We start from the raw sequence: 21,194 nt of genomic DNA on the forward strand, positions 1-21,194 counted from the left end.
CTGACCTTGCAGATGGTCGAGGTTGGAAAGGGCCGAATTCAACCACTCCTGAGGTGGTTGAACTTTCGGAGATTCTAAATAGAGCCAGAATCTATCCAGAGCAGGGCAGACCGGAGAATTTCCGTTCACCCAGCAGCGTTAGTCTCAAAGTCAACAACCTCATCGGTTCGCATCCGCATGCTCCCAAGAAGCCTCTGCGGACCTCGGCCGCGGAGGTGCCAATCGTTAGGTCATTTGTGGAAGATCGGGAACACATGAAACAACGAGCAGCAGAAATCAGGGAGTGGATCAATCGCGGATCCCTCTAAAGGCACGCAGGTGGACTAGCCGGATGTTTACGCAAGTCGACCTTTTGGACGGCAGAATCCCACGCAAACGTCGCGAGCCAATGCGACGACACGTACTCATCTGACGCAGCGGCGTCAAGACCCGGTGCCATCAACGAATCGACTCGCGTGAGCATGCCCTTAGCCTGCGCCATGAACTCGTCATGGCCCGTCGTCCCCGCAATCGCCTCCAGCTTCGGGGCCAATTGCATCACTGAAGCCGCGACCGAGAGGCCCAAACCGTAGAGGTGGCTCTGCTGGCCGTCGGTTGGGTCGAGGACCTTCACCGGTGTGAGCGCTGGCGATTCGGGGGACAGTTCCGAAAGGAACTCCGGTAGCCACGTCGCCAACTCGTCCTCGGTGAGAACTTCAGCCATGAGGTCGGCCTCGCACAAGCCGGGGGAGAGGAAGTCGTGACCGCTTCGCTCCTGAGTGAAGTTCCACGCCGTGTCCTCGGCGAAGAATCGACGAGCTGCACCTGCGATGACGTCGACGACATCATGCCTGTTTGCGGCACGGGCACCAAGGAGGACCCGACGCAATCCGAACGCCGTGTTGGAGTGCACTCCGTGCCGAACCGGCTCGGTAACCTTCGGCAGCCATGCAGCCACCAAATCGAAGACCGTCTCTGCGAGCACCCGCGTGTGAATACCAAGCGCACGCAGCTCCGGAACGTCGCTGGCATTGAGCACCCGATTGAGTTCGACCGCCCATGCCCAACCGTACGGTCGCTCCCACGACGGATTCTCACGGAGGAAGGCCGCCTCGGCGACCATATTCTCTTCACTCAGGTGTGCAGTCAGAACCTCGACCGCGCGTTCGCGCCAACTAGCTCCGTGTGCCGCTTCGGTCTCCAGCAGCGACGCCAACAAGTAGTGCATGTGCACGCTCGAATGCCAGTCGTAGGAGTTCGTGAACGCGGGATTCTTCTCCGAAGCGGGCACGATATCGGCAACACTCCGTGCCAGATGATGGGAAGCGAACGGATACTCACGGGTGATGTTGCTCAGCGCCACCTCGGCGAAGGGGTGAACGAAATCGTCAATCTGCGACATTGATCCTCATCTGGTCGGGGATTCCACTCTACTGGGCTAATCAGCTGGCCGAGAGCCGAACCACTGCGGCTAGGCTGGAACGGACCAAGACCACCCCGAGTCGTGACGTGCAGGAAGGGCCGGCGAGCAATGACGCCATCTCCCGAAGTCTTCGGCCCGACGGTCGACGAGCACACTCGGTGCGTCCACTACGCTACCGAACTCGACATCATCGCGATCCGCTTCGCCTGCTGCGACCGCTACTTTCCCTGCCACCTGTGCCACTCCGAGACGGCCGATCACCCCGCACGGCAATGGCCGCGCGAGAAGTTCAACCAGCCCGCGATCCTCTGCGGAAACTGCTGGACCGAACTGACGATCAGCGCCTACAAAAGCACCGACAGCTGCCCCGAGTGCCACGCGCCCTTCAACCCCCGCTGCGCCGCTCATTCGGACTACTACTTCGGTTCCTGATCTCACACCGATCACTCCTTCGGTCGGCGGCCGAAATGTGAGACTCTGAAACCACTATGACTGAGTCGAACGCCTCCGCAGATCCCAACACCGCCTCTCTTCCCCTCACCTCGCCGACTTCGACGAACCAGATCCCCACGAGCCAGTACCTCCCCACCCGCACCGAGACCGACTCGATCGGCAGCCTCGAGATCCCCGACACCGCTTACTGGGGAGTGCACACGGCTCGTGCGAACGAGAACTTCCCCATCGCCCGCCGCCCCATCTCCGTCTACCCCGACTTCGTGCGCGCCTTCGCCTGCGTCAAACAGGCCGCAGCCCGGGCCAACGCCGAGATCGGGGCGCTCGACGACCAGCGCGCGAACCTCATTGACGCAGCCTGTGAAGAGATCAAGGCCGGCAAACTCCACGACCAGTTCGCCGTCGGCGTCGTCCAGGGCGGAGCAGGCACCTCGACGAACATGAACGCCAACGAGGTCATCACCAACCGCGCCCTCGAGATCGCCGGCCGATCCAAGGGCGACTACGCGTTCATCCATCCCAACGACCACACGAACCACAGCCAGTCGACGAACGACACCTACCCGACCGCGATCAAGATCGCGCTGGCGTTCTCACTGCAGAACCTCCTCGGCGAACTCACGCTCCTCGCCGATGCCTTCGCCGCGAAGGGCCGCGAGTTCTCCCACATCGTCAAGGTCGGGCGCACCCAGCTGCAGGACGCCGTGCCGATGACGCTCGGCCAGGAGTTCAACGCCTTCGCCACCACCCTGCGCGAAGACGTCGAACGCCTCGAGGAAGCCGTCACCCTCCTCGGCGAGGTAAACATGGGCGCGACCGCGATCGGCACCTCGATCAACGCCCCGGTCGGGTACAAGGAAGCGGTCATCGAACACCTGCGGAAGATCACCGGTCTCGACCTCGTCACGGCCGGCGACCTGGTCGAATCCACCTCCGATACCGGAGTCTTCATCACCTTCTCCGGTGCGCTCAAGCGCAGTGCTCTGAAGTTGTCGAAGATCGCCAACGACCTGCGCCTGCTGTCCTCGGGGCCCCAGGCCGGCCTCGGCGAGATCAACCTGCCCGCCCGTCAGGCGGGGTCGTCGATCATGCCCGGCAAGGTCAATCCGGTCATCCCCGAGGCGGTCTCTCAGGTCGCGTACTCCGTGGCCGGGGCGGACGTCACCGTGTCCATGGCCGTCGAGGCTGGACAGCTGCAGCTCAACGCCTTCGAACCGATCGTCGCCCACTCGCTGTTCCAGTCGATCACGTGGCTCGAGCGCGCGGCCCAGACCTTCCGCATCAACTGCGTCAACGGCATCACCGCCAACGAAGACCGGCTGAACGATATCGTCGACCGCTCCGTCACCGTCATCACCGCGCTCGCCCCGGTCATCGGCTATGCCTCGGCTGCGAAGTTGGCCAAGGAGGCTCTGGCGAGGAACGAATCGATCTCGGACCTCGTCGTCGAACACGGTCTGCTCGAGCGAGATCAGCTCGGTGAGATCCTCAGTCCCGAACGGCTGACCGGAATGCCGGCCGACGACAGCGTAGACAATTCGGCCGACAGCGCCGAGGCGGTTCCTCGGGATGAGGTGACCACCGAGCTTCCGATCATCCCCGATCCGCAAGCGTGAGGCGCTCGCGCGGGACTGCACATGTCGTATGCCCGCGCGCGTAACCTTGCAGGAGCACTGTGCACGTGGAACCACTGATTCTCCGACCGATGACAGCTCCGAGAGGTGACGCACGATGTCGATTGATGCCTATATCTTCTACAGCGACGGACAATGCGCTGAAGCGTTCAACCACTACCAGGAGATCTTCGGCGGCGAGCTGACGATCATGCCGATGAAGGACGTACCCGAAGACCAGCGAATGCCCGGTTCGACCGACGAGACCGTCATGCATGCCGCGCTGAAATTCGGGGATACCCTGCTGATGGGATCGGATGACACCACGGGCGATGGAGGTCCGAGACAGGGGATCGCTCTTTCGTACACAGCCTCCGACCTGGAGGCCGCCGGCACGGTATTCGCCGGTCTGTCTGACGGAGGCGAGGTTCAGATGCCTCTGGGGCCGACGTTCTGGTCCGAAGGGTTCGGCATGTGCCTCGATCGGTACGGAGTGCCGTGGATCGTCGATACTGCCGCCTCGTCTGACGGTTGATGGCGCAGCGCATCCCGTGACACCTGATGGCGCAGCGCATCCCGTGACAACTGACGACCACCAGCCCCTGGTTGAGCACTCGCCCACATCCCCACTGGTCCTCGCCGACCTCGACGCCTGGCGCGAGTGGCTGATCGCCAACGAAGATTCGTCAAAGGGTGTGTGGGTACTCATGGCGAAGAAGAACGTCACCTCGCCGACCTCGCTGAGCTACCAAGATGCCCTCGAGGAAGCACTGTGCGGAGGCTGGATCGACGGTCAGCGCCGCACCTTCGACGCGACGACGTTCGTCCAGCGCTTCACTCCGCGACGTTCGCGCTCGAACTGGTCGAAGCGCAATGTCGAGATCATCGGCAGTCTCGAGATCGACGGTCGTCTGCGGGATCGCGGCCGCGCCGAGGTGCGCCTGGCCCAGGACGATGGCCGCTGGGAGAACGCCTACCCCAGGCAGTCGGAAGCCACTGTTCCCGATGACCTGCGTGATGCCCTCGCCGAGGCGCCCGCCGCCCAATCAGCATTCGACGCGCTCAACCGCGCGGAGCAGTTCACGGCCATGCTGCCGATCCTCACGTCCCGCACCGAGACGACCAGGGCCAGGATCATCACACGACTCGTCGACCGCCTCGTCGACCGCCTCGTCGACGGGAATCGTGACTGAACCGGCTGCTGCCCCGCCCGCTCAATCGAAATCCTGGTGAGGGGGATCCGCAATCCTTTCTATATCCATATTGATAATGCGTCTCAATAAGGATAATGTGATGGAGTCCACTCGGTCGACACCTGAAGGGAACCATCATGACCACCGCTACCCCCGCCTCGGCGCTCACCGTCGATGATCCGAACTCCACCCCGGCAGAGATCGATGCGCCGCGCCAGCTCATCCTCTGCCACATCAGCTCCTGGACGCCCGAATTCCACACCTTCTACGGCGATGTCGGCCAGATCCTGCACAAGATGGGCAGCGTCGACATGAACCTCACCGAACGGCGGATGTTCCTCATCACCATCGAATCCGCCGGCCGCTCCGTCCTCACAATGTACGAACACGTCGCCGATGACACCTGGGCAACCAGCGGCATCTCGACCGACAGCCTCGGCGACTACAGTGCCGCCGTCCATCAGATGATCTTCGACAACCAGGGCGAACACTGCGTCGGAAAGTCCACGCAGGCACTCGTCGAAGACAGGTTCGGTGAACTGCCGATCCGCGGCAGCGCCGAGATCACCTCGGGCTCCGGCGTCGACGCGTTCGCGGACGCCATCGCCGAATTCGCGAACGAGGCCTACGTCAAAGTGGACATCCTGCTCGGATGCTGAATCCACCCGCCGAGGCGGGGGTCGGCCGATGATGATCAGCCCCGCCCTCGCCCGGCTCAGCCTCCTCGTCTGGCGACCGATGCTCGGCATGCTCGGCGTCGGCATCGCCATCGCAGTTCTCTGGGCGGCCCAGTCGATCGCCCTTGCCGGAATCGTCGCATCCCTGCTCGCGCACACACCGCTGGCCGCTCTCGGCGGCGGAGTCGCCCTCATCGTCGGCATCGTCATCATCCGCGCCGGTCTCATCTGGGCCTCCGATGTCATCGCCCAATACGCGGGACTGCGCATCAAATCGACACTGCGGCAGAACCTCTTCCACGCCGCCTCCCGCAAAGGACGCGGCTGGCTGACCGGCGAACGCACCGCCACGGTCGAATCCGCCCTCACCGACGGTGTCGAAGGTCTCGAAGCCTACTATGCGCGCTACCTGCCGCAGATCGCCGTGGCGCTGGCCTCCGGGCTCGGCACTGTCGTCTGGATCGGACTCATTGACCCTGTCGTCGCCGTGGTGCTCTTTGGCTGGCACTGCGCCGTGCCGATCCTGCCGCGACTCTGGGAGCGCGTCGTCGCCCGCGTCGGCACCGCACACTGGGACGAATACCGCAGCGCGCACGCCGACTTCCTCGAAGCGATGCAGGGCAACACGACGTTGAAGACACTGCGAGCCGAGACCACCGTGTTCGAGCGACTGCAGCGGCGCAGCCGATCCCTGCTCGGCGCCACCCTGGCCCAGATGCGGGTCTCCCTCATCGGCGCGAGCATGAGCTCACTGCTCGTGGGCATCGGCACGGCCGTGACCATCGCTGTAGCAATCATCCGCGCGGACAGCCTCTCGACCGTGGGACTGCTCACCATCCTCTTCCTCACCGGCGAGTCCTTCCGCCCGTTCTCTGCGCTGGCCGCACTGTGGCACCAGAGCTACATGGGCTTCTCCGCGGCCGGTGCCATCGCCGAACTCCGCGACACCGACACACAGCCCACCGCATCAGCGGATGCGACCCCCGCAACAGCGGATGCAACCTTCGCCGAGGTGGCTGTCCCCGGCCGTGCACCGCGGATCGAATTCTCGGCCGTGAGCTTCACCTACCCGGGAGCAGAGATCCCGGCACTCGACGACGTCTCCTTCGTCATCGAACCCGGAGAGCACCTCGGGATCGTCGGCCCCTCGGGAGCCGGGAAATCCACGATCATCGCGCTCCTCCTCGGCGAACTCCGCCCGGACTCCGGATCGATCATCGTCGGCGGAGACGATCACACATCGCCAGAATCCGCTGCACCTAGATCCGTCGCACCGGTATCAGCGGCACCAGTATCTGCAGTCCGGGAGACAGAGTCAATCGCCACCCGATTCGGGGTCGTCCACCAGCACCCGCACCTGTTCAACGGCACTCTCGCCTACAACCTCGGCGTCGGTCTCAATCCCGATCCCGCGGCCGCCGCTGATGCGGAGGCACTGACCGTACGCGAACAAGAGACCATCCGCACCGCCGCCGCCAGCGCCGGACTCGACGACGAGATCGCCGTTCGCGGGCTCGGCGCCGACGTCGGCGAATGGGGTCGCGGCCTCTCCGGAGGGCAGCGGCAGCGCATCGCCGTGGCCCGGGCTCTCGTCCACGACCCCGCGGTGCTCGTCCTCGACGAGGCGACCGCCAGCGTCGAACATGCAAAGGAAGCGACGATCCTGGCCAGCCTCAATGCTGACGGGCACGTCCGCACCATCATCACGATCACCCACCGCCGCGAATCGCTCGTCCACTGCGATCGGGTGCTCACGGTCGACCACGGGCGCGTGCACGCGGAACCGGCGCTGAGCACGCTGAGCACAGGGGGTCGAGAATGAATCGCGACATCGGTGCGGCCCACCAGTCCGATCACGTCATCCGCGCCGGGGACGTGCTCCGCGCCCTGCGGGTGATGACGCCGCTCATGCTCGCCCACCCCGGTCCGCTCCTCGCCTCGGTGCTGGCCGCCACGATCTCCCGGGTCGGCGCCACCGTCGTCGCCGGCCTCGGGGCCTACCTCGTCGGTCGCACGGTCGCCGGCGACCGCCCCGAACCGGTCGCGGCCTGGGTCGCAGCACTGTGTGCGCTCGCCCTCCTCGTGGGCCTCGCGAGGTGGTTGGAGAACTGGTGGTCCCACGTCTACGCTTTCCGCATCGTCGCCGAACTCCGCGTCGAGGTCTACCGAGCCGTCAACCGGCTGTCTCCGGCCTATCTCATGCGTCGTCCAAGCTCAGAGGCGGCAACACTCATCATGTCCGAGGCCGAGCGACTCGAATGGCTCTACGCCCACATTGTGCCCCTGGCCGTCGCCACACTCATCGCCTCCGGAGCGGGCATCACCGTGATGTGGCAACTCGACCCCGGACTCGGTGCCATCATGCTCACCGCCGCGCTCGTCCTCGTTCTCGTCCCGCTCGTCGCCGGCCGCCTCGCCCGACGGCAGGGCGCACGACTGCGCGAGAGCATCGCCGCGATGCACCTCATCGCCACCGACGGCATCCAGGGAATGCGCGACCTCCTCGTCTCCGGCGGACTTCCCGGGTTCGCCCGACGCATCGCCGAGGCCGACCGCAGCCTGCTGAGCTCTAAACTGCGCTATGGTCGACGTTCCGGACTCGAAGCTGCCACCAGCGACCTCACTCAGGCGGCCGCAGTCATCGCCGTCCTCGCGCTCGCCGGATCGCTCACTGCCGCCGGCCGACTGTCCGGCGAGGTGGTGCCCTTCGTCATCGTCCTCGCCGGGGCCGTGCTCGGCCCGCTCGCGATGTTCGTCGCCAACAGCCTGCAGCTGGGGGAGGTCTTCGGCTGCGCCGTGCGCGTCAGCGAGGTTCTCACCGCGGATCCGATCGTCCGGGCCCCCGCGCAGGCGAAGCCTGTCGACCTCACCGGCCGCAATGAGCTGGTGAAGTTCGACGACGTGACCTTCGCCTACCCGACCACCACCGCCGAGGCGGCCGATCCTTCCGCGCGAGACCTCGTGCTCGAAGGGGTGAGCTTCACCGTCTCCCGTGGGGAGACGGTGGCCGTGACGGGAATGTCGGGAGGAGGGAAATCCACGTGCGCCGCCCTGCTCGTGCGGTTCTTCGACCCCACCGACGGAACGATCCGCCTCGGTGGCACCGACCTGCGGGACCTCAACCCGGAATCGATCAGGGACACGGTCGGACTCGTCACCCAGGAGACCTATCTGCTCCACGGCACGCTGCGGGAGAACCTGCGCCTCGGCGACCCGTGCGCCGGTGACGGGTCGATCCTCGCGGCCGCCGACATGGCCCGACTGACCGACCTCATCGACCGGCTGCCCGCGGGCCTCGACACCGTCATCGACGAGAACGGAGCCTCCCTGTCCGGGGGAGAGCGGCAGCGCATCGCGATCGCCCGGATGCTGCTGCGCGAACCCGAGGTGCTCGTCCTCGACGAGGCCACGACGGGACTCGACCCCGAGACCGACGCAGCGCTGTGGGCGGGACTGCGAGCCACCTCGGCGGATCGAGCGACCGTGACCATCACCCACCGTCGCTCGGGCATCGCCGCAGCCGACCGGGTCATCGTCCTCGACGACGGCCGCATCGTCGAGGACGGCACCCCCGGCGAACTGCTGGCCAGGGACGACAGCCGACTGCGCGCGCTGCTCGATGACCGGGCCCCGCAGGCCGACCCAGACTTCGCACTCGCATCCGGCGAGGGCACGACCGAAGGAGAGACAGAGACATGAGCCGACGACGGATGACGATCCGCGGCGTGACTGCGGGGGCGGCGATCATGATCGCCGCCGGTGCCACAGCTGCGTGCACCCCGAACACCACCGCAGCCGACGCCGCGGACGAAGCGACGAACTCGGGGGCGATCAGCGTGGAGAACTGCGGGCAGGAGCTGAGCTTCGCCGCCCCGCCGGAGAGGATCGTCTCGACGGGGCAGACGACGACCGAAATTCTGCTCGCCCTCGGAGCCGCCGACCAGATGGTCGGCACGTACCGCACCTTCAACGAGGTGCCCGAGGAGTACCAGGAGGACTTCGATTCGGTGCCGGCGCTCGCCGGTGAGGACTTCGCGCCGAAGGAGAAGACCCTCGCCGCGGAGCCGGATCTGGTCGTGGCGAACTATTTCAACGAGGAGTTCGACGAATCGTTGGGCACCCCGACGAAGGAGGACCTCCACGACATCGGCGCCCAGATCTGGGGGAGCACCGCGAACTGCGTGGACGACCAGTCAAACGTGACGCTCGAGTCCGTCTACGACGACATCGAGACCCTCGGCGCCCTGGTCGGGCGGCCCGAGCGCGGTAAGGAACTGGCCGCCGAAGTCCGCGCCGATGTCGAGAAGACGACCAGGGCTGTCGCCCACGAGGATCCCGTGAGCGTCCTCGCCTACTCCAACGGTGAAGGACCTCTGGGCGTGCAGGGTGCCGGCCTCGGCTCGGCGATCATCGCGGCCGCCGGGGGAGAGAACGTGTTCGCCGATCTGCGGCAGAGCTTCGAGCAGGTATCGGTGGAGAACGCCGCCGAACGCAACCCCGAAGCCTTCATCACCCTCCAGTACTCGCCGGGACCGAGCGCCGAAGACAAGGCCGAGCTCCTCAACTCCACGCTGCCGACGACGACCGCGGCGAAGAAGGGGCGTGCCGTCGCCGTCGACGATGCAGGAATGGGTCCGGGCATCCGCCTCGGCGAGACCGTCCGCGCAATCGCCGAAGGCCTCCACTCCGGTGCGTTCGACTGAGACAGCACAGGCCCCGGCCCCGGTCCTGCGCCGTCACCGGATCCCGACGGCGTGGCTGGTGATGCTCCTCCTCGCCGTCCTGGCCTCGGGCATCGCGGTGGCAGTGGCGCTGGGTGCCTCGGACCTGAGAGTCTCGGACGTGATCGCGGTCATCGCCGCCCGGCTGCGCATCGGTCCGCCGGTCGCGGCGACCACGGACTTCCTCGTCTGGGACGTGCGTCTGCCCCGGGCGCTGCTGGCCGCACTCGTCGGCGCCTCGCTTGCGGTCTCAGGAGCTGCCCTGCAGGCACTTGTCGGCAATCCGCTCGCCGATCCGTACGTGCTCGGGGTCTCCTCCGGGGCGGGGCTCGCCGCGGCCGCGTCCATGCTGCTCGGGATCGCTGCCGGAGGGTTCGGCCTGCAGGTGGCGGCGTTCATCGGAGCCTGCGTTGCGATGGTCATCGTCTTGGTGCTGGCGACGGCGGGCAGGGCGAGTCTGACGACTGCGCGGCTGTTGCTGTCAGGCGTCGCGGTTTCCTACCTCTTCAGCGGGCTCACCAGCTACTTCGTACTCACGGCCGACCGTCCGCAGGCCGCGCAGTCGGTGATGTTCTGGCTCGTCGGCAGTCTCGGTGCCGCCGACTGGCCGCGTCTCGGACTGCCCGCGGCCGCGCTGGTCGTCGGCACCGGATGGCTGCTGTGGCGCGCCTCGGCGATGGATGCGCTGTCGCAGGGGGAAGAGACCGCACAGATCCTCGGATTCTCGCCGCGCGGTCTGCGGATCGAGCTGCTCACGGTGGCGTCCCTGACTACAGGGGTGAGTGTGGCCGTCAGCGGCGGGATCGGCTTCGTCGGACTCATGCTGCCGCACCTCGTCCGCCTCGTCCGCGGGCCCGCTCACGCAGGGCTGCTGCCGCTGTCACTGCTCGCCGGTGCCGGCTTCCTCGTCTGGTGCGACATCCTCGCCCGCCTCGTCGCGGCTCCCGCGGAGCTGCCGATCGGCGTGGTCACCTCGGTGATCGGTGCTCCGGTGTTCGCGGTCCTCCTCGTCCGGTCGCGGAGGGTCGGATGACGGCCGGTGGCCCGAGGTGCGGAGGAGACTCGGCACATGGTCGGGTGCCGGTGGGTTTTCGGGAATCGGCAGACCGTCGGGAATCGGCGGGCAGCCGGGATTCGGCGGGCGATTCCGGTCAGCCGGCGAGACTGAGGTTGGAGAACCTCGGCGTGAGGGTGGGACGTCGGATGATCATTCCCGATCTCACCGCTGAGGTGGCGCCCGGCCGGGTCTGTGCGCTCATCGGTCCGAACGGCAGTGGGAAGACGAGTCTGCTGCGCGCGGTCTACCGGTCGCTGCGACCGGTTGCGGGAACGGTGCGGATCGATGACGATGATGTGTGGTCACTTTCGCCGCGGGAGACGGCGCGGATGGTCGGAACGGTGCTGCAGCATTCGACGAGCGCGTTCGGCTTCACCGCAGCTGAGACCGTGGCGATGGCTCTGCCCGGCGGGGCCGGTCCGGCTGTCCGGCCCGGCGTGAACGGTAGGGGCAGCCTGCCCGACAGAGGGTCGACGGCGTCGCGGGCTCTGTCCGCCCTCGCCGAGGTGGGACTGGCCGAGCGTGGGCACGAACCGATGGAGGCGTTCTCCGGTGGGGAGAGGCAGCGGATCTTCCTCGCACGGGCGCTCGTCGGTCGTCCTCGCCTGCTCGTCATGGACGAACCGACGAATCATCTTGATCTCGTCCACCGGCACGACCTCCTGGCAGCGATCCGGGCGAGCGGACTGACGGCGCTCGTGTCAGTCCACGACCTCGATTTCGCGTTCCGCTGCGATGACGTCATGGTGCTCGACAAAGGGCGACTAGTTGCACATGGGCCGGTTACTCAGACTCTGGACGGGGCCCGCATCAGGGACGTCTTCTCTGTCAGAGGGGCGATCGTCGACCACCCCGTGCGACATTTCGTCGATCTGGGGCGTCGGTGATGCTCCTCCGCCGTCGGCTTTACCGGCCCTCCCACTCCACCGGGGTCTTGGTGAGGAATCCTTCGACGGCGTTCGAGAAGTCCCGGCTGCCGTAGACCTTTGAGACGACATCCGCATCGTCGACGGGCCCACCGACAGCCAGCCGACGGAGATTCTCCTTGATCGCCCACTGCGTCAGCGGTGCTCCAGAGACGACCCGGTCGATGAGAGCTTCGGCCTCGGCGTCGAGATCCTCTGCGACCGCGGTGAGGAACCCAGAGGCCAGCGCCTCCTGCGCGTCGACCTTCCGCGCGGTGATCAGCATCGACGCCGTCCGCGGTTCCCCGAACGCCCGGACCAACCGGCGCAGCGTGTTCGCCGAGAGAGTGTTGCCCAAGGTGCGCGCGATGGGAACGGAGAACGCCGAGGCGGCCGATCCGATCCGCACATCCGCGCAGCACGCGATCCCCAGACCTCCGCCCACACAGTGGCCGTCGATGACGGCGATGACCGGTTTGTCGACCGTGGCCAGAGCCCCGAGCACCTCGTCGATGCGCTGCTCGTACGCGACTCCGTCCTCACCGGTGAACCCCCGGAACTGCGCAATATCCGTGCCGGCCACGAAGGCCCGACCCCCGGCTCCACGGAGGACGAGGGCACGCAGCTGCGGGTCCGCGTCGACCTGGGCGGCCGCCTCGGCGAGCTTCTGGTACATCTCGAACGTCATCGCGTTGCGCGCCTCGGGACGGTTGAACGTGACGCGCAGGGTGCGTCCGACGACCTCGGTGAGAACATCGTCGCTCATGACCGGACCTCCTCGGTGATGGTGTCGGTTCCGGCAGGGGCGGAGTCCGAGTCGGACCCGGCCGTCCCGGTATTGCCCGCGAACTCCGCGAGCACCCGGTCGGTGTCCGCACCGAGCGACGGTCCGGCCGGACCGTGGGTCAGCTGCGAACGGGAGAAGCGCATCGGATTGCCCAGCTGCGTCACCTCGCCGAGGCGGGGGTGTTGGGAGGCCCAGAAGAAGTTCCGCTGCTGCAGGTGAGCGTCGGTGAAGACCTGCTCGTAGTCGTTGATCGGTGCGGCCGGGACACCCACGCGATTCATCTCCTCGACCACCTCCGCGATGGTGCGCCCGCGCAGCCGATCCTCGATGACGGCGATGAGGGCCTCTCGGTTGGCGAACCGCAGAGCGGGTTCGGCGTACTTCGGGTGATGCTCGAGATCGGCGAGGTCGAAGGCCGAGCAGAACCGCGTCCACGTGGCCGGAGTGTTCGCACCGATGGTGACGAAGCCGTCGCCGACCTCGATCGCCTGATACGGTGCCTGCGCCTGATGAGCCGAACCGTTCGGCCGACTCACCGTCCCGGCACCGAAGTACCCGCCGGCCTCCCACACAGCCAGGGACACGGCCGACTCGAAGAGGGAAACGTCGAGGTACTGGCCCTGCCCGGACTCGCGCCGCTCATAGAGGGCGGAGACGATGCCGAGCGCGACGTAGAGAGCGGTCGAGAGATCGGAGATCGGCACTCCGACCTTCGCGGGCGGCTGATCGGGGAATCCGGTGATGCTCATCAGCCCCGATCGGGCCTGCGCCATGATGTCGAGGCCGGCCAGGGGAGCCAGCGGCCCGTCCTGTCCCCAGCCCGAGGCGGAGGCGTAGATGAGATCGGGATGGCCCTTGCGCAGGTCCTCGTATCCCAAGCCCATCTTTGTCAGCGCCCCGGGTCGCATGTTCTCCACGAGGACATCCGCCTCGGCGAGCAGGGAGTGCAGGCCTGCTCGGCCTGCGTCGGATTTGAGGTCGAGGACGATCGACTCCTTGTTGCGGTTGAGCCGGAGGAACGGGCTCGATTCGCCGTCGACGAAGGGCCCCGCAGCGCGCATCGGATCGCCGCCCGGCGGTTCGATCTTGATGACGCGGGCGCCCATATCGGCTAGCTGCATCGTCGCATACGGCCCGGCGATGAACACGCCGAGCTCGAGCACGGTCACCCCCGACAGCGGTCCTGGTGCTGAGTCGTCACTCATTGCGTCCTCTCTGACTGCATTCTCGTTGGTCGGTCGGTTCGGCGGTGTCGGTTCGGCGGTATCTGCGTCGGTTCGAAGTGCCGAGCGGTTCATGCATCGGCGGCTTCGGGCAGGCGGGAGGCGCGGGCCGAATGCCCGGGCTTCGACGCCTCGCCGGTGAGCAGCTGCGGAAGCGTCATGCCGTTCACGTTCGCGAGGTCCGCCGCCTGAGTGCGGCAGGAGAACCCGTCGGCCAGGTAGATCGAATCCGCCGGCGCATCCCGCAGGGTCGGCAGCAGAGCGTTCTCGGCCACCGCCACCGAAGTCTCGTAATGGCCGGCCTCCATACCGAAGTTCCCGGCCAGACCGCAGCAGCCGGCAAGTTCGCGCACCGTCGCGCCCGTGCGCTCGAGGAGCGCCCGGTCCGCGGTGAAGCCCATGACCGAATGCTGGTGGCAGTGCGGTTGGACGACGACGGTGCGTCCCGTGAGATCGGGGACGTCGACCTGCGCGTCGACGAGGACCTCGGCCAGCGTCGAGGTGGCGGCCGCGATCCGTCGGGCCCGTTCGTCATCGGGGAACAGATCGCCGAGGTCGCTGCGCAGCACCGCGGTGCAGCTCGGTTCGATGCCGACGATCGGAATGCCCTTCCGGGCGTAGGGATCGAGGATCTCCATCGTCGATTCGAGCTTCCGCTTCGCTGCGTCGAGCTGACCCGTGGAGATGAGCGTGAGCCCGCAGCAGGCCTGCTGAGCCGGCAGGAGGATCTCGAATCCGGTCGATTCCAGCAGGTCGACGGCCGTCCTGGCCCCGGCATCAGAGAGGTATTCGGTGAACGAATCCGCCCACAGCAGGACCTGTTTCTTGCTCGCCGAGGTAGTGCTCACGTATTCGTCGGCGACGAGGGCGTCGCGATCCGCAGCTGAGGCACCGCACGCCTCGGCGGGGGAGATGCGGGACTTCGCCCAGCGGGAGAACCGGCGATCGTTGAACCGGACCATCTTCCGGCGGGGGTCCATGCCGCCGCCGGTCAGGACGAGCTTAGCCAGGGGACGGAACCCCAGCGCCGCGTTCGCCAAAGCACTGACCCCGGGCACCGCCGTGAGCAGACGGCCCCAGGTGGGCAGCCAGCCGAGCGAATAGTGCGCGAGGGGACGGAGCCTGCCGCGATAGGTGCGGTGGAGCACCTCTGACTTGTACTGGGCCATGTCGACTCCGGCCGGACAGTCGGACGAACAGGCCTTGCAGCTCAGGCACAAGTCGAGGGACTCGGCCACCTCGGCGCTGTCGAATGCGTTGATCAGGCCTCCGTTGGTCACCTCTTGGAGGACCCGGGCGCGACCGCGGGTGGAGTCCTTCTCATCTTTCGTCGCCAGATACGACGGGCACATGAAGCCGCCGGACCCGGAGGTGTCGGCACGGCATTTGCCGACGCCCACGCAGCGGTGGACGGAGTTCGTGAAGCTGCCTTTGTCGTGCGCGAAGGAGAAACCGCCGGCCGTGCCGATCGAGATCGACTGCGGCCTGCGCAGGTCGGAGATGATCGGCAGCGGGTCGACGATGATGCCCGGATTGAGCAGGCTGTTCGGGTCGAAGAGCCGTTTGACCTCGCCGAGGGCGGCGATCGCCTCGTCCGAGTGCTGAAGACTGAGGAGTTCGGACCTGGCTCGCCCATCGCCGTGCTCGCCGGAGGCGGATCCGCCGTATTTCGTGACGAGTCGCCCGGCCTCCATGACGAAGTCGTGGAAGACGTCGATGCCGTCGGGGCGGTCGAAGGGGAAGTCCGTGCGCATGTGCACGCAGCCGTCACCGAAATGACCGTAGGGCAGGCCGCGGATTCCGTAGGAGGCCATCAGATTGTCCTGGTCCCGCAGGTAGTCGCCGAGCACCTCGGGCGGAACCGAGGCGTCCTCCCATCCGGTCCAGGCGGGGTCGCCGTCTTCGGTGCGTCCGGCCAGACCGCCGGCGTCGGCGCGGATGCCCCACAGGGTGCTCGCTTCATTGCCGGCGGGCAGGATGCGGAAGTGATCGGTGCCGGCATCGGCGGCGATGACCTGGGCATTCGCGACGGCTTCGTCCGCGGTGGCGCCGGCGACCTCGATGAGCAACCAGCCCTTGCCCGCCGGCAGTTCGGGGACGGCGTCCTTGCCCTTGTGGTTGCGGACCATGTCCATGAGCCGCGAGTCGATGCCTTCGACGGCGAGCGGGCCGTGGGGCAGGACCCGGGGGACGGCATCGGCGGCTTCGAACATGTCCGGGTAGCCGAGGACGAGTACTGTGGGTGAGTTCGGAAGATCGCCGAGGTTGACGACCGCCTCGGTGATCGTCGACAGTGTGCCTTCGCTGCCGACGAGAAACTTCGCGAGGTTCGGGCCGTTCTCAGGGAGCAGATGCTCCATCGCATACGCCGAGGCCTGGCGGCTGAACCGGCCGAACTCGGTGCGGATGGCTCCGAGGTGACGGCCGGCCACCTCGGCGAGTCCGGGAATGGGATCGAGCCCGGCGCCGGCGAGGAACGAGCGGCCGGTGCCGTCGATGGCCGTCATCTCGACGATGTTGTCGACGGTGCGCCCTGCTGAGATCGCGTGCGGTCCACAGGAGTTGTTGCCGATCATGCCCGCGATCGTCGCCCGGTTCTTCGTCGAGGGATCGGGTCCGAAGGTCAGCCCGTGTGGTTTCCCGGCCTTCTGCAGCTCACTCATGAGCACACCTGGTTCGACCCGGGCGGTCTTCGCCACCGGGTCGATGTCGAGGATGTGGTTGAGGTGGCGGGAGAAGTCGATGACGATCCCGGTTCCGATCGAGTTGCCGGCCTGTGAGGTGCCGCCGCCGCGGGAGGTGATGGGCACACTTTGCGACCTGGCCACATCGAGGATAGTGACGACGTCGGCCGTGGACTTCGGGAAGGCCACGACCTGTGGGACCACCCGATAGTTCGAGGCGTCGACGGCATATTCGGCCAGCCGGCGGGGCGAGGTGTCTACGGTGCCTTCGATGCTGCGGGTGAGATCGGTGACGACGTCGGTGACGTCCGTGTTCGTGTCAGCAGTCGTGTCAGCGCTCATGGTGAGCTCAGCTCTCGCGGAGGATGTCGAGAGCGGCTCCGAGGCCTGCCGGGTCGACCTTCACTCCCGCCAGCTGCAGTCCCATCTGGACGCCCGCGAGGGTTCCGGCGAGGGTGAGATCGTTGAGATCGCCGAGGTGGCCGATTCGGAAGACCGTCCCCTGGAGTTTGGACAGGCCCGCCCCCAGAGACATGTCGAAGCGGTCGAGGATGAGCTTTCTCAATTCGTCTGCGTCGTGCCCGTCGGGCATGACGACGGCGGTGAGCACGGGGGAGTATTCGCTCTCGTTCGTGCACAGCACTTCCAAGCCCCAGGCTTCGACCGCGGCTCGGGTCGCTTCACCGAAGCGGATGTGTCGGGCGAAGACGTTGTCGAGACCTTCCTCGTTGAGCAGCCGCAGGGATTCCTTGAGGCCGTAGAGGATGTTCGTGTTCGGGGTGTAGGGAGTCATCCCGTTTCTGCCGGCGGCGAGCATCTCCGTCCAGTTCCAGACGGACTTCGGCAGGGTCGAGGACTCGTGGGCCTCCAAGGCCTTGTCGCTCACGGCGTTGAAGGACAGTCCCGGTGGGAGCATGAGGCCCTTCTGTGAACCGGAGACGGTGACATCGACGCGCCACTCGTCGTGACGGTAGTCGACGGAACCGAGTGAAGAGATCGTGTCGACCATGAACAAGGCCGGGTGGTCTGCGGCGTCGATGGCCGCGCGGATCTCGGGAATGCGGCTCGTGACGCCGGTCGAGGTCTCGTTGTGGACGACGCATACGGCTTTGAAGCGATGATCGGTGTCGGCGGCGAGGGCCTCACCGATCTTCTGCGGATCGGCGCCGGTGCGCCAGTCGCCGGCGATGACTGTGGGTTTGAGTCCCCATTTCTCGGCCATCGTCTTCCACAGTGAAGAGAAATGCCCGGTTTCGAAACAGAGGATCTCATCGCCGGGGTTGAGGGTGTTGACCAGTGCGGCTTCCCAGGCTCCGGTTCCCGTGGCCGGGTAGATGACGACCTGGTTCGAGGTGCCGAAGACGTCGGCCATGCCTGTGAGCACATGGCTGAAGAGTTCTTTGAATGCCGGTCCGCGATGGTCGATCGTGGGCATGGAGATGGCGTGGAGAACGCTGTCCGGAACATTGCTGGGTCCCGGGATCTGAAGGAAATGCCGTCCGCTGATTGTCATTGAAGAATCCTCTCTGATTCCACGATGCGGTACATCACTTTCATTTGACGCTACCACAATGATTTCGAGAGAAAAATGCCTTTTCCAGGATTCGGAACGGAGATTTGTGGCATTCTGCTCGCCGGTCGAGTTGAGCCTTTTCTGCCCGGTTCGGATTGCGGTATTCCATTCCTTCTGGGCTTCTGACGTGGGGTTCTGTGCTGTTTCGTGCCGAATGAAGTTCTGTGGAAACCACGGGTTGGTATACATGCTCCTGTTATTCGGGAAAGTGAAGTCGGGGTCTTGACGGTTTGGAATTCCTCGGGGCAGACTTTCATAAAGTAGCAGCAAGATTTCCACATCGTGGAATGTCGGTTGCGGCAATGGGGTCGTTTCCGACTGATTAACACATCGCATAGGAGCGAATTGTGTCTTTGGAAATTGCTTCGATACTCGTCCTGGTGGCTTTGTTCGTCATCGCCACCTTTGTTTCGGTCCATATGGGTGCGCTCGCGCTCATGGCGACCTTCCTGTTCGGGACCTTTGTTCTGGGAGAGGACGTCGACACTCTGCTGTCTGGCTTCCCCGCGGATCTGTTCCTCATCCTCGTCGGCGTGACCTATCTCTTCGCGTTGGCGAAGGACAACGGGACGGTCGACTGGATCGTCCATATTCTCGTCAAAGCCGTCGGCGGCCGAATAGCGCTCATCCCGTGGGTGTTCTTCGTCGTCACGGCGCTTCTCTCCGGCTTCGGCTCGGTGGTGCCGGCGGCCATCGCGATCATCGCGCCGATGGGGATGGGTTTCTCTCGTCGGTACGGCATTCGGCCGTTGCTCATGGGGCTGATGGTCATCAACGGTGCGACGGCGGGTGGATTCTCGCCGTTGAGCATCTTCGGCACGATCACCAACCAGGTCGTCGAGCGCAATGACCTGCCGGGCAGTCCTCTTCTGCTCTTCCTTGCCTCCTTCGTCTTCAACGTCGTTCTCGGCTTCGTCTGCTTCTTCCTCTTCGGCGGGCGGGAGCTGCTGGGCAAGCGCGACCTCGGGCATGGGCTCGAGGACAAGGACGGGGAACTGGTCAACGTCGGAACCTCCGGCGAGGGCGACGACGCCGATTCCGGCAGCGGCACCGGTGGCAGCGGCAGCTCGGGTACGTCCGGCTCAAGCGGTGCCGGGGTGGGCAGTTCTGGCAGCGGATCGGGCGGCTCGCCCGCGCCGTATCACGACCCCGAGCGGAGGGCGGCTCGACGATCGGTCCAGACGACGATGGTCAAAGACACCGACGAGGATGTCGAAGTCACCACTCTCGATCTCAACCGCATCGTCACACTTGTCGGACTTATCGTTCTCGCGGTCATGGTCGTGCCCCCGCTCAATCAGGACGTCGGCTTCACCGCGATCAGCATCGCCGTCGTCATTTCGTTCTTCTCTCCCCGCATCAGCAAAGGTGCGGTGAGCAAGATTGCGTGGCCGACCGTCCTCCTCATCTGCGGCATCGTCACCTATGTCGAACTCATGGAGCGTCTGGGCACGATCGATTGGCTCGGCGGGCAGGTCGCCGGCATGGGAGCTCCGCTGTTCGCGGCCCTGATCATCTGTTTCATCGGCGCAGTCGTCTCTGCATTCGCGTCGACGACGGGCATCCTCGGTGCTCTCATTCCTCTGGCAGTGCCGTTCCTGCTCACTGGAAGTGTGAGCGAGATCGGCCTGATCATCGCACTGGCGATCTCGTCCTCGGTGGTCGATTCCTCACCGTTCTCGACTTCTGGAGCGCTCGTCGTGGCGAACTCGCCGGAGGACCAGCGTGACAGGGTGTTCAAGCAGCTCATGGTGTGGGGCTTCTCGATGGTCGTCATCGCACCGATCGTCACCTGGCTGATCTTCGTCGTCCCCGGGTGGTGATGAAGGATCCAGTCCCGGGGTCGGGGGTGGAACGTCAAAGGCTTTCAACGCGAATCGGCGATGGGTTGGAAATGTCTGTGCCTATGGTGTTCATTATTGCACGGGGCTATATTTGAATGTATGGGACGGTTCCAATCGGATAATCCGGGCGAACTCATTCGCGAAGCGCGTCTCGATCTGGGAATCACACAGACCGAGTTGGCCCGGCGCGCCGGCCTGAGTCAGTCCAGCCTGGCCCAAATAGAATCGGGCAAGCGGAACGTCTCCTCTGAGATGCTCGAACGCGTATTGAAAGCGGCAGACTACCGACCCTCACTTGCCCTCGAGATGGCATTTGAACGAATTCGTGACGAAGCTGACCGCCTGGGCCTGAGGAATCTGAGGGTGTTCGGCTCGGTGGCCCGCGGCGACGATGGTTTCAACAGTGACATCGATTTCCTCGTCACTGCGGATGAGGAAGTCGACCTGTTCGATCTCGCGCTTTTCGGAGAGCGGGTCCGACAGATCACCGGCTTCCCCGCAGATGTCGTTGTCGATGATGGTCCGATCCCACCCGGGTGGCAAGCAATGCGAGAGGCCGTGCCGGTATGAACCCATCGGAACCTCATCGAGGCACGTATCGCCGGCCCCCGCGGCGGGAGAAGACGGACGTGGACTTTGACCGGGCGAACATCCGTACCGAGTTGAGGGCGATTCTGCGACGCACGCAATCGGTGGCCGCGACTGCCCGCGAAGAGTTTTCGGACGGAACCGCTTCCTACGATATCGCCGGCATCGCAATCATTCGCCTCGCGTCACTGACCGAGCGGGCTGAGTTCGCGATCTGGATGAAGCTGCTGACGAAAGATGAAGTCCTCAGCATCAGAGCGACCCGGAATATCGTTGCTCACGCGGGCTACGCGTCGATGGATGATGACCGCTTCTGGGACACGGTGACAAAACGTGTGCCGGAACTTATCGAGAGGCTGCTGAGCTCCGAAGAGTGAAACGGCGTCGCTTTCGGTCGCCTGGGCGACCGGGAACTATTGAGGCCGGTCTGGCGAGAATATTTACTTTAGGGCACCTAAAGTAAATACTCTTCCG

General features: G+C 65.4%; 18 protein-coding genes. 13 read left to right on the forward strand and 5 right to left on the reverse strand.

All coding sequences use genetic code 11. The features are described from left to right. Nucleotides 1-304: 304 nt before the first annotated feature. Entirely contained in the window at nt 305-1,381 is a 1,077-nt protein-coding gene (locus ACVZTU_RS01675; protein WP_482401231.1) for a DUF2891 family protein, read from the reverse strand. 129 nt (nt 1,382-1,510) lie between these two features. Between ACVZTU_RS01675 and ACVZTU_RS01680 the strand changes: the two genes are divergently transcribed. The 10 genes from ACVZTU_RS01680 (at nt 1,511) to ACVZTU_RS01725 (ending at nt 12,003) form a co-directional block, all read left to right on the forward strand. Continuing rightward, nucleotides 1,511-1,834 (forward strand): CHY zinc finger protein, encoded by a 324-nt coding sequence (locus ACVZTU_RS01680; RefSeq protein WP_482401232.1) that lies wholly within the window; start codon nt 1,511-1,513, stop codon nt 1,832-1,834. Between the two features lie 56 nt (nt 1,835-1,890). Beyond that, nucleotides 1,891-3,471 carry an aspartate ammonia-lyase gene (locus ACVZTU_RS01685; RefSeq protein ID WP_482401233.1) on the forward strand — a complete coding sequence of 527 codons (1,581 nt, stop codon included), beginning with the start codon at nt 1,891-1,893 and terminating at the stop codon, nt 3,469-3,471. Between the two features lie 115 nt (nt 3,472-3,586). After that, the gene (locus ACVZTU_RS01690; protein ID WP_482401234.1) at nt 3,587-4,003 is read left to right on the forward strand and encodes a VOC family protein; all 417 of its coding nucleotides are present in this window, start codon (nt 3,587-3,589) and stop codon (nt 4,001-4,003) included. 43 nt (nt 4,004-4,046) lie between these two features. Further along, a complete protein-coding gene (locus tag ACVZTU_RS01695) occupies nt 4,047-4,661 on the forward strand; it encodes a YdeI/OmpD-associated family protein (protein WP_482401235.1) in 615 nt (204 codons plus the stop codon). 137 nt (nt 4,662-4,798) lie between these two features. Next, the gene (locus tag ACVZTU_RS01700) at nt 4,799-5,320 is read left to right on the forward strand and encodes a hypothetical protein (protein ID WP_482401236.1); all 522 of its coding nucleotides are present in this window, start codon (nt 4,799-4,801) and stop codon (nt 5,318-5,320) included. Between the two features lie 28 nt (nt 5,321-5,348). Then, entirely contained in the window at nt 5,349-7,160 is a 1,812-nt protein-coding gene (locus ACVZTU_RS01705) for an ABC transporter ATP-binding protein/permease (RefSeq protein WP_482401237.1), read from the forward strand. Beyond that, nucleotides 7,157-9,037 (forward strand): ABC transporter ATP-binding protein, encoded by a 1,881-nt coding sequence (locus ACVZTU_RS01710; RefSeq protein WP_482401238.1) that lies wholly within the window; start codon nt 7,157-7,159, stop codon nt 9,035-9,037. Before ACVZTU_RS01705 ends, ACVZTU_RS01710 begins: the two co-directional genes overlap by 4 nt. Beyond that, nucleotides 9,034-10,041, forward strand: a complete 1,008-nt coding sequence (locus ACVZTU_RS01715) for an ABC transporter substrate-binding protein (protein WP_482401239.1) — start codon at nt 9,034-9,036, stop codon at nt 10,039-10,041. The genes ACVZTU_RS01710 and ACVZTU_RS01715 overlap by 4 nt, the downstream gene beginning before the upstream one ends. Then, on the forward strand, nt 10,028-11,092 hold the full coding sequence (locus ACVZTU_RS01720) for a FecCD family ABC transporter permease (RefSeq protein WP_482401240.1): 1,065 nt from the start codon (nt 10,028-10,030) through the stop codon (nt 11,090-11,092). Before ACVZTU_RS01715 ends, ACVZTU_RS01720 begins: the two co-directional genes overlap by 14 nt. Nucleotides 11,093-11,262: 170 nt before the next feature. Beyond that, nucleotides 11,263-12,003 (forward strand): ABC transporter ATP-binding protein, encoded by a 741-nt coding sequence (locus ACVZTU_RS01725; protein ID WP_482401241.1) that lies wholly within the window; start codon nt 11,263-11,265, stop codon nt 12,001-12,003. A gap of 19 nt (nt 12,004-12,022) precedes the next feature. Here the strand turns inward: ACVZTU_RS01725 and ACVZTU_RS01730 are convergent, their stop codons facing one another. From ACVZTU_RS01730 to ACVZTU_RS01745, 4 genes are all read right to left on the reverse strand, one after another. Next, a complete protein-coding gene (locus ACVZTU_RS01730; protein WP_482401242.1) occupies nt 12,023-12,787 on the reverse strand; it encodes an enoyl-CoA hydratase in 765 nt (254 codons plus the stop codon). Further along, the gene (locus tag ACVZTU_RS01735) at nt 12,784-14,013 is read right to left on the reverse strand and encodes a CaiB/BaiF CoA transferase family protein (protein WP_482401243.1); all 1,230 of its coding nucleotides are present in this window, start codon (nt 14,011-14,013) and stop codon (nt 12,784-12,786) included. Before ACVZTU_RS01735 ends, ACVZTU_RS01730 begins: the two co-directional genes overlap by 4 nt. A gap of 89 nt (nt 14,014-14,102) precedes the next feature. Next, entirely contained in the window at nt 14,103-17,057 is a 2,955-nt protein-coding gene (locus ACVZTU_RS01740; protein WP_482401244.1) for an FAD-binding and (Fe-S)-binding domain-containing protein, read from the reverse strand. 7 nt (nt 17,058-17,064) lie between these two features. Further along, a complete protein-coding gene (locus tag ACVZTU_RS01745; protein ID WP_482401245.1) occupies nt 17,065-18,228 on the reverse strand; it encodes a pyridoxal-phosphate-dependent aminotransferase family protein in 1,164 nt (387 codons plus the stop codon). A gap of 407 nt (nt 18,229-18,635) precedes the next feature. Between ACVZTU_RS01745 and ACVZTU_RS01750 the strand changes: the two genes are divergently transcribed. The 3 genes from ACVZTU_RS01750 (at nt 18,636) to ACVZTU_RS01760 (ending at nt 21,097) form a co-directional block, all read left to right on the forward strand. Continuing rightward, a complete protein-coding gene (locus tag ACVZTU_RS01750) occupies nt 18,636-20,111 on the forward strand; it encodes an SLC13 family permease (RefSeq protein ID WP_139469488.1) in 1,476 nt (491 codons plus the stop codon). 120 nt (nt 20,112-20,231) lie between these two features. After that, a complete protein-coding gene (locus ACVZTU_RS01755; protein WP_139469487.1) occupies nt 20,232-20,702 on the forward strand; it encodes a helix-turn-helix domain-containing protein in 471 nt (156 codons plus the stop codon). Between the two features lie 59 nt (nt 20,703-20,761). Then, nucleotides 20,762-21,097, forward strand: a complete 336-nt coding sequence (locus ACVZTU_RS01760) for a HepT-like ribonuclease domain-containing protein (protein WP_218973660.1) — start codon at nt 20,762-20,764, stop codon at nt 21,095-21,097. Nucleotides 21,098-21,194: the final 97 nt, after the last annotated feature.

This window comes from Brevibacterium sp. OS20, from assembly GCF_056837565.1.

Excerpts from the sequence above, each read along its gene's own strand:
- ACVZTU_RS01685 (WP_482401233.1), top strand. The coding sequence starts at position 1,891 with ATGACTGAGTCGAACGCCTCCGCAGATCCCAACACCGCCTCTCTTCCC.
- ACVZTU_RS01715 (WP_482401239.1), top strand. The coding sequence starts at position 9,034 with ATGAGCCGACGACGGATGACGATCCGCGGCGTGACTGCGGGGGCGGCG.
- ACVZTU_RS01725 (WP_482401241.1), top strand. The coding sequence starts at position 11,263 with ATGATCATTCCCGATCTCACCGCTGAGGTGGCGCCCGGCCGGGTCTGT.
- ACVZTU_RS01675 (WP_482401231.1), bottom strand. The coding sequence starts at position 1,381 with ATGTCGCAGATTGACGATTTCGTTCACCCCTTCGCCGAGGTGGCGCTG.
- ACVZTU_RS01690 (WP_482401234.1), top strand. The coding sequence starts at position 3,587 with ATGTCGATTGATGCCTATATCTTCTACAGCGACGGACAATGCGCTGAA.
- ACVZTU_RS01730 (WP_482401242.1), bottom strand. The coding sequence starts at position 12,787 with ATGAGCGACGATGTTCTCACCGAGGTCGTCGGACGCACCCTGCGCGTC.
- ACVZTU_RS01710 (WP_482401238.1), top strand. The coding sequence starts at position 7,157 with ATGAATCGCGACATCGGTGCGGCCCACCAGTCCGATCACGTCATCCGC.
- ACVZTU_RS01735 (WP_482401243.1), bottom strand. The coding sequence starts at position 14,013 with ATGAGTGACGACTCAGCACCAGGACCGCTGTCGGGGGTGACCGTGCTC.
- ACVZTU_RS01680 (WP_482401232.1), top strand. The coding sequence starts at position 1,511 with ATGACGCCATCTCCCGAAGTCTTCGGCCCGACGGTCGACGAGCACACT.
- ACVZTU_RS01700 (WP_482401236.1), top strand. The coding sequence starts at position 4,799 with ATGACCACCGCTACCCCCGCCTCGGCGCTCACCGTCGATGATCCGAAC.
- ACVZTU_RS01745 (WP_482401245.1), bottom strand. The coding sequence starts at position 18,228 with ATGACAATCAGCGGACGGCATTTCCTTCAGATCCCGGGACCCAGCAAT.
- ACVZTU_RS01705 (WP_482401237.1), top strand. The coding sequence starts at position 5,349 with ATGATGATCAGCCCCGCCCTCGCCCGGCTCAGCCTCCTCGTCTGGCGA.
- ACVZTU_RS01755 (WP_139469487.1), top strand. The coding sequence starts at position 20,232 with ATGGGACGGTTCCAATCGGATAATCCGGGCGAACTCATTCGCGAAGCG.
- ACVZTU_RS01740 (WP_482401244.1), bottom strand. The coding sequence starts at position 17,057 with ATGAGCGCTGACACGACTGCTGACACGAACACGGACGTCACCGACGTC.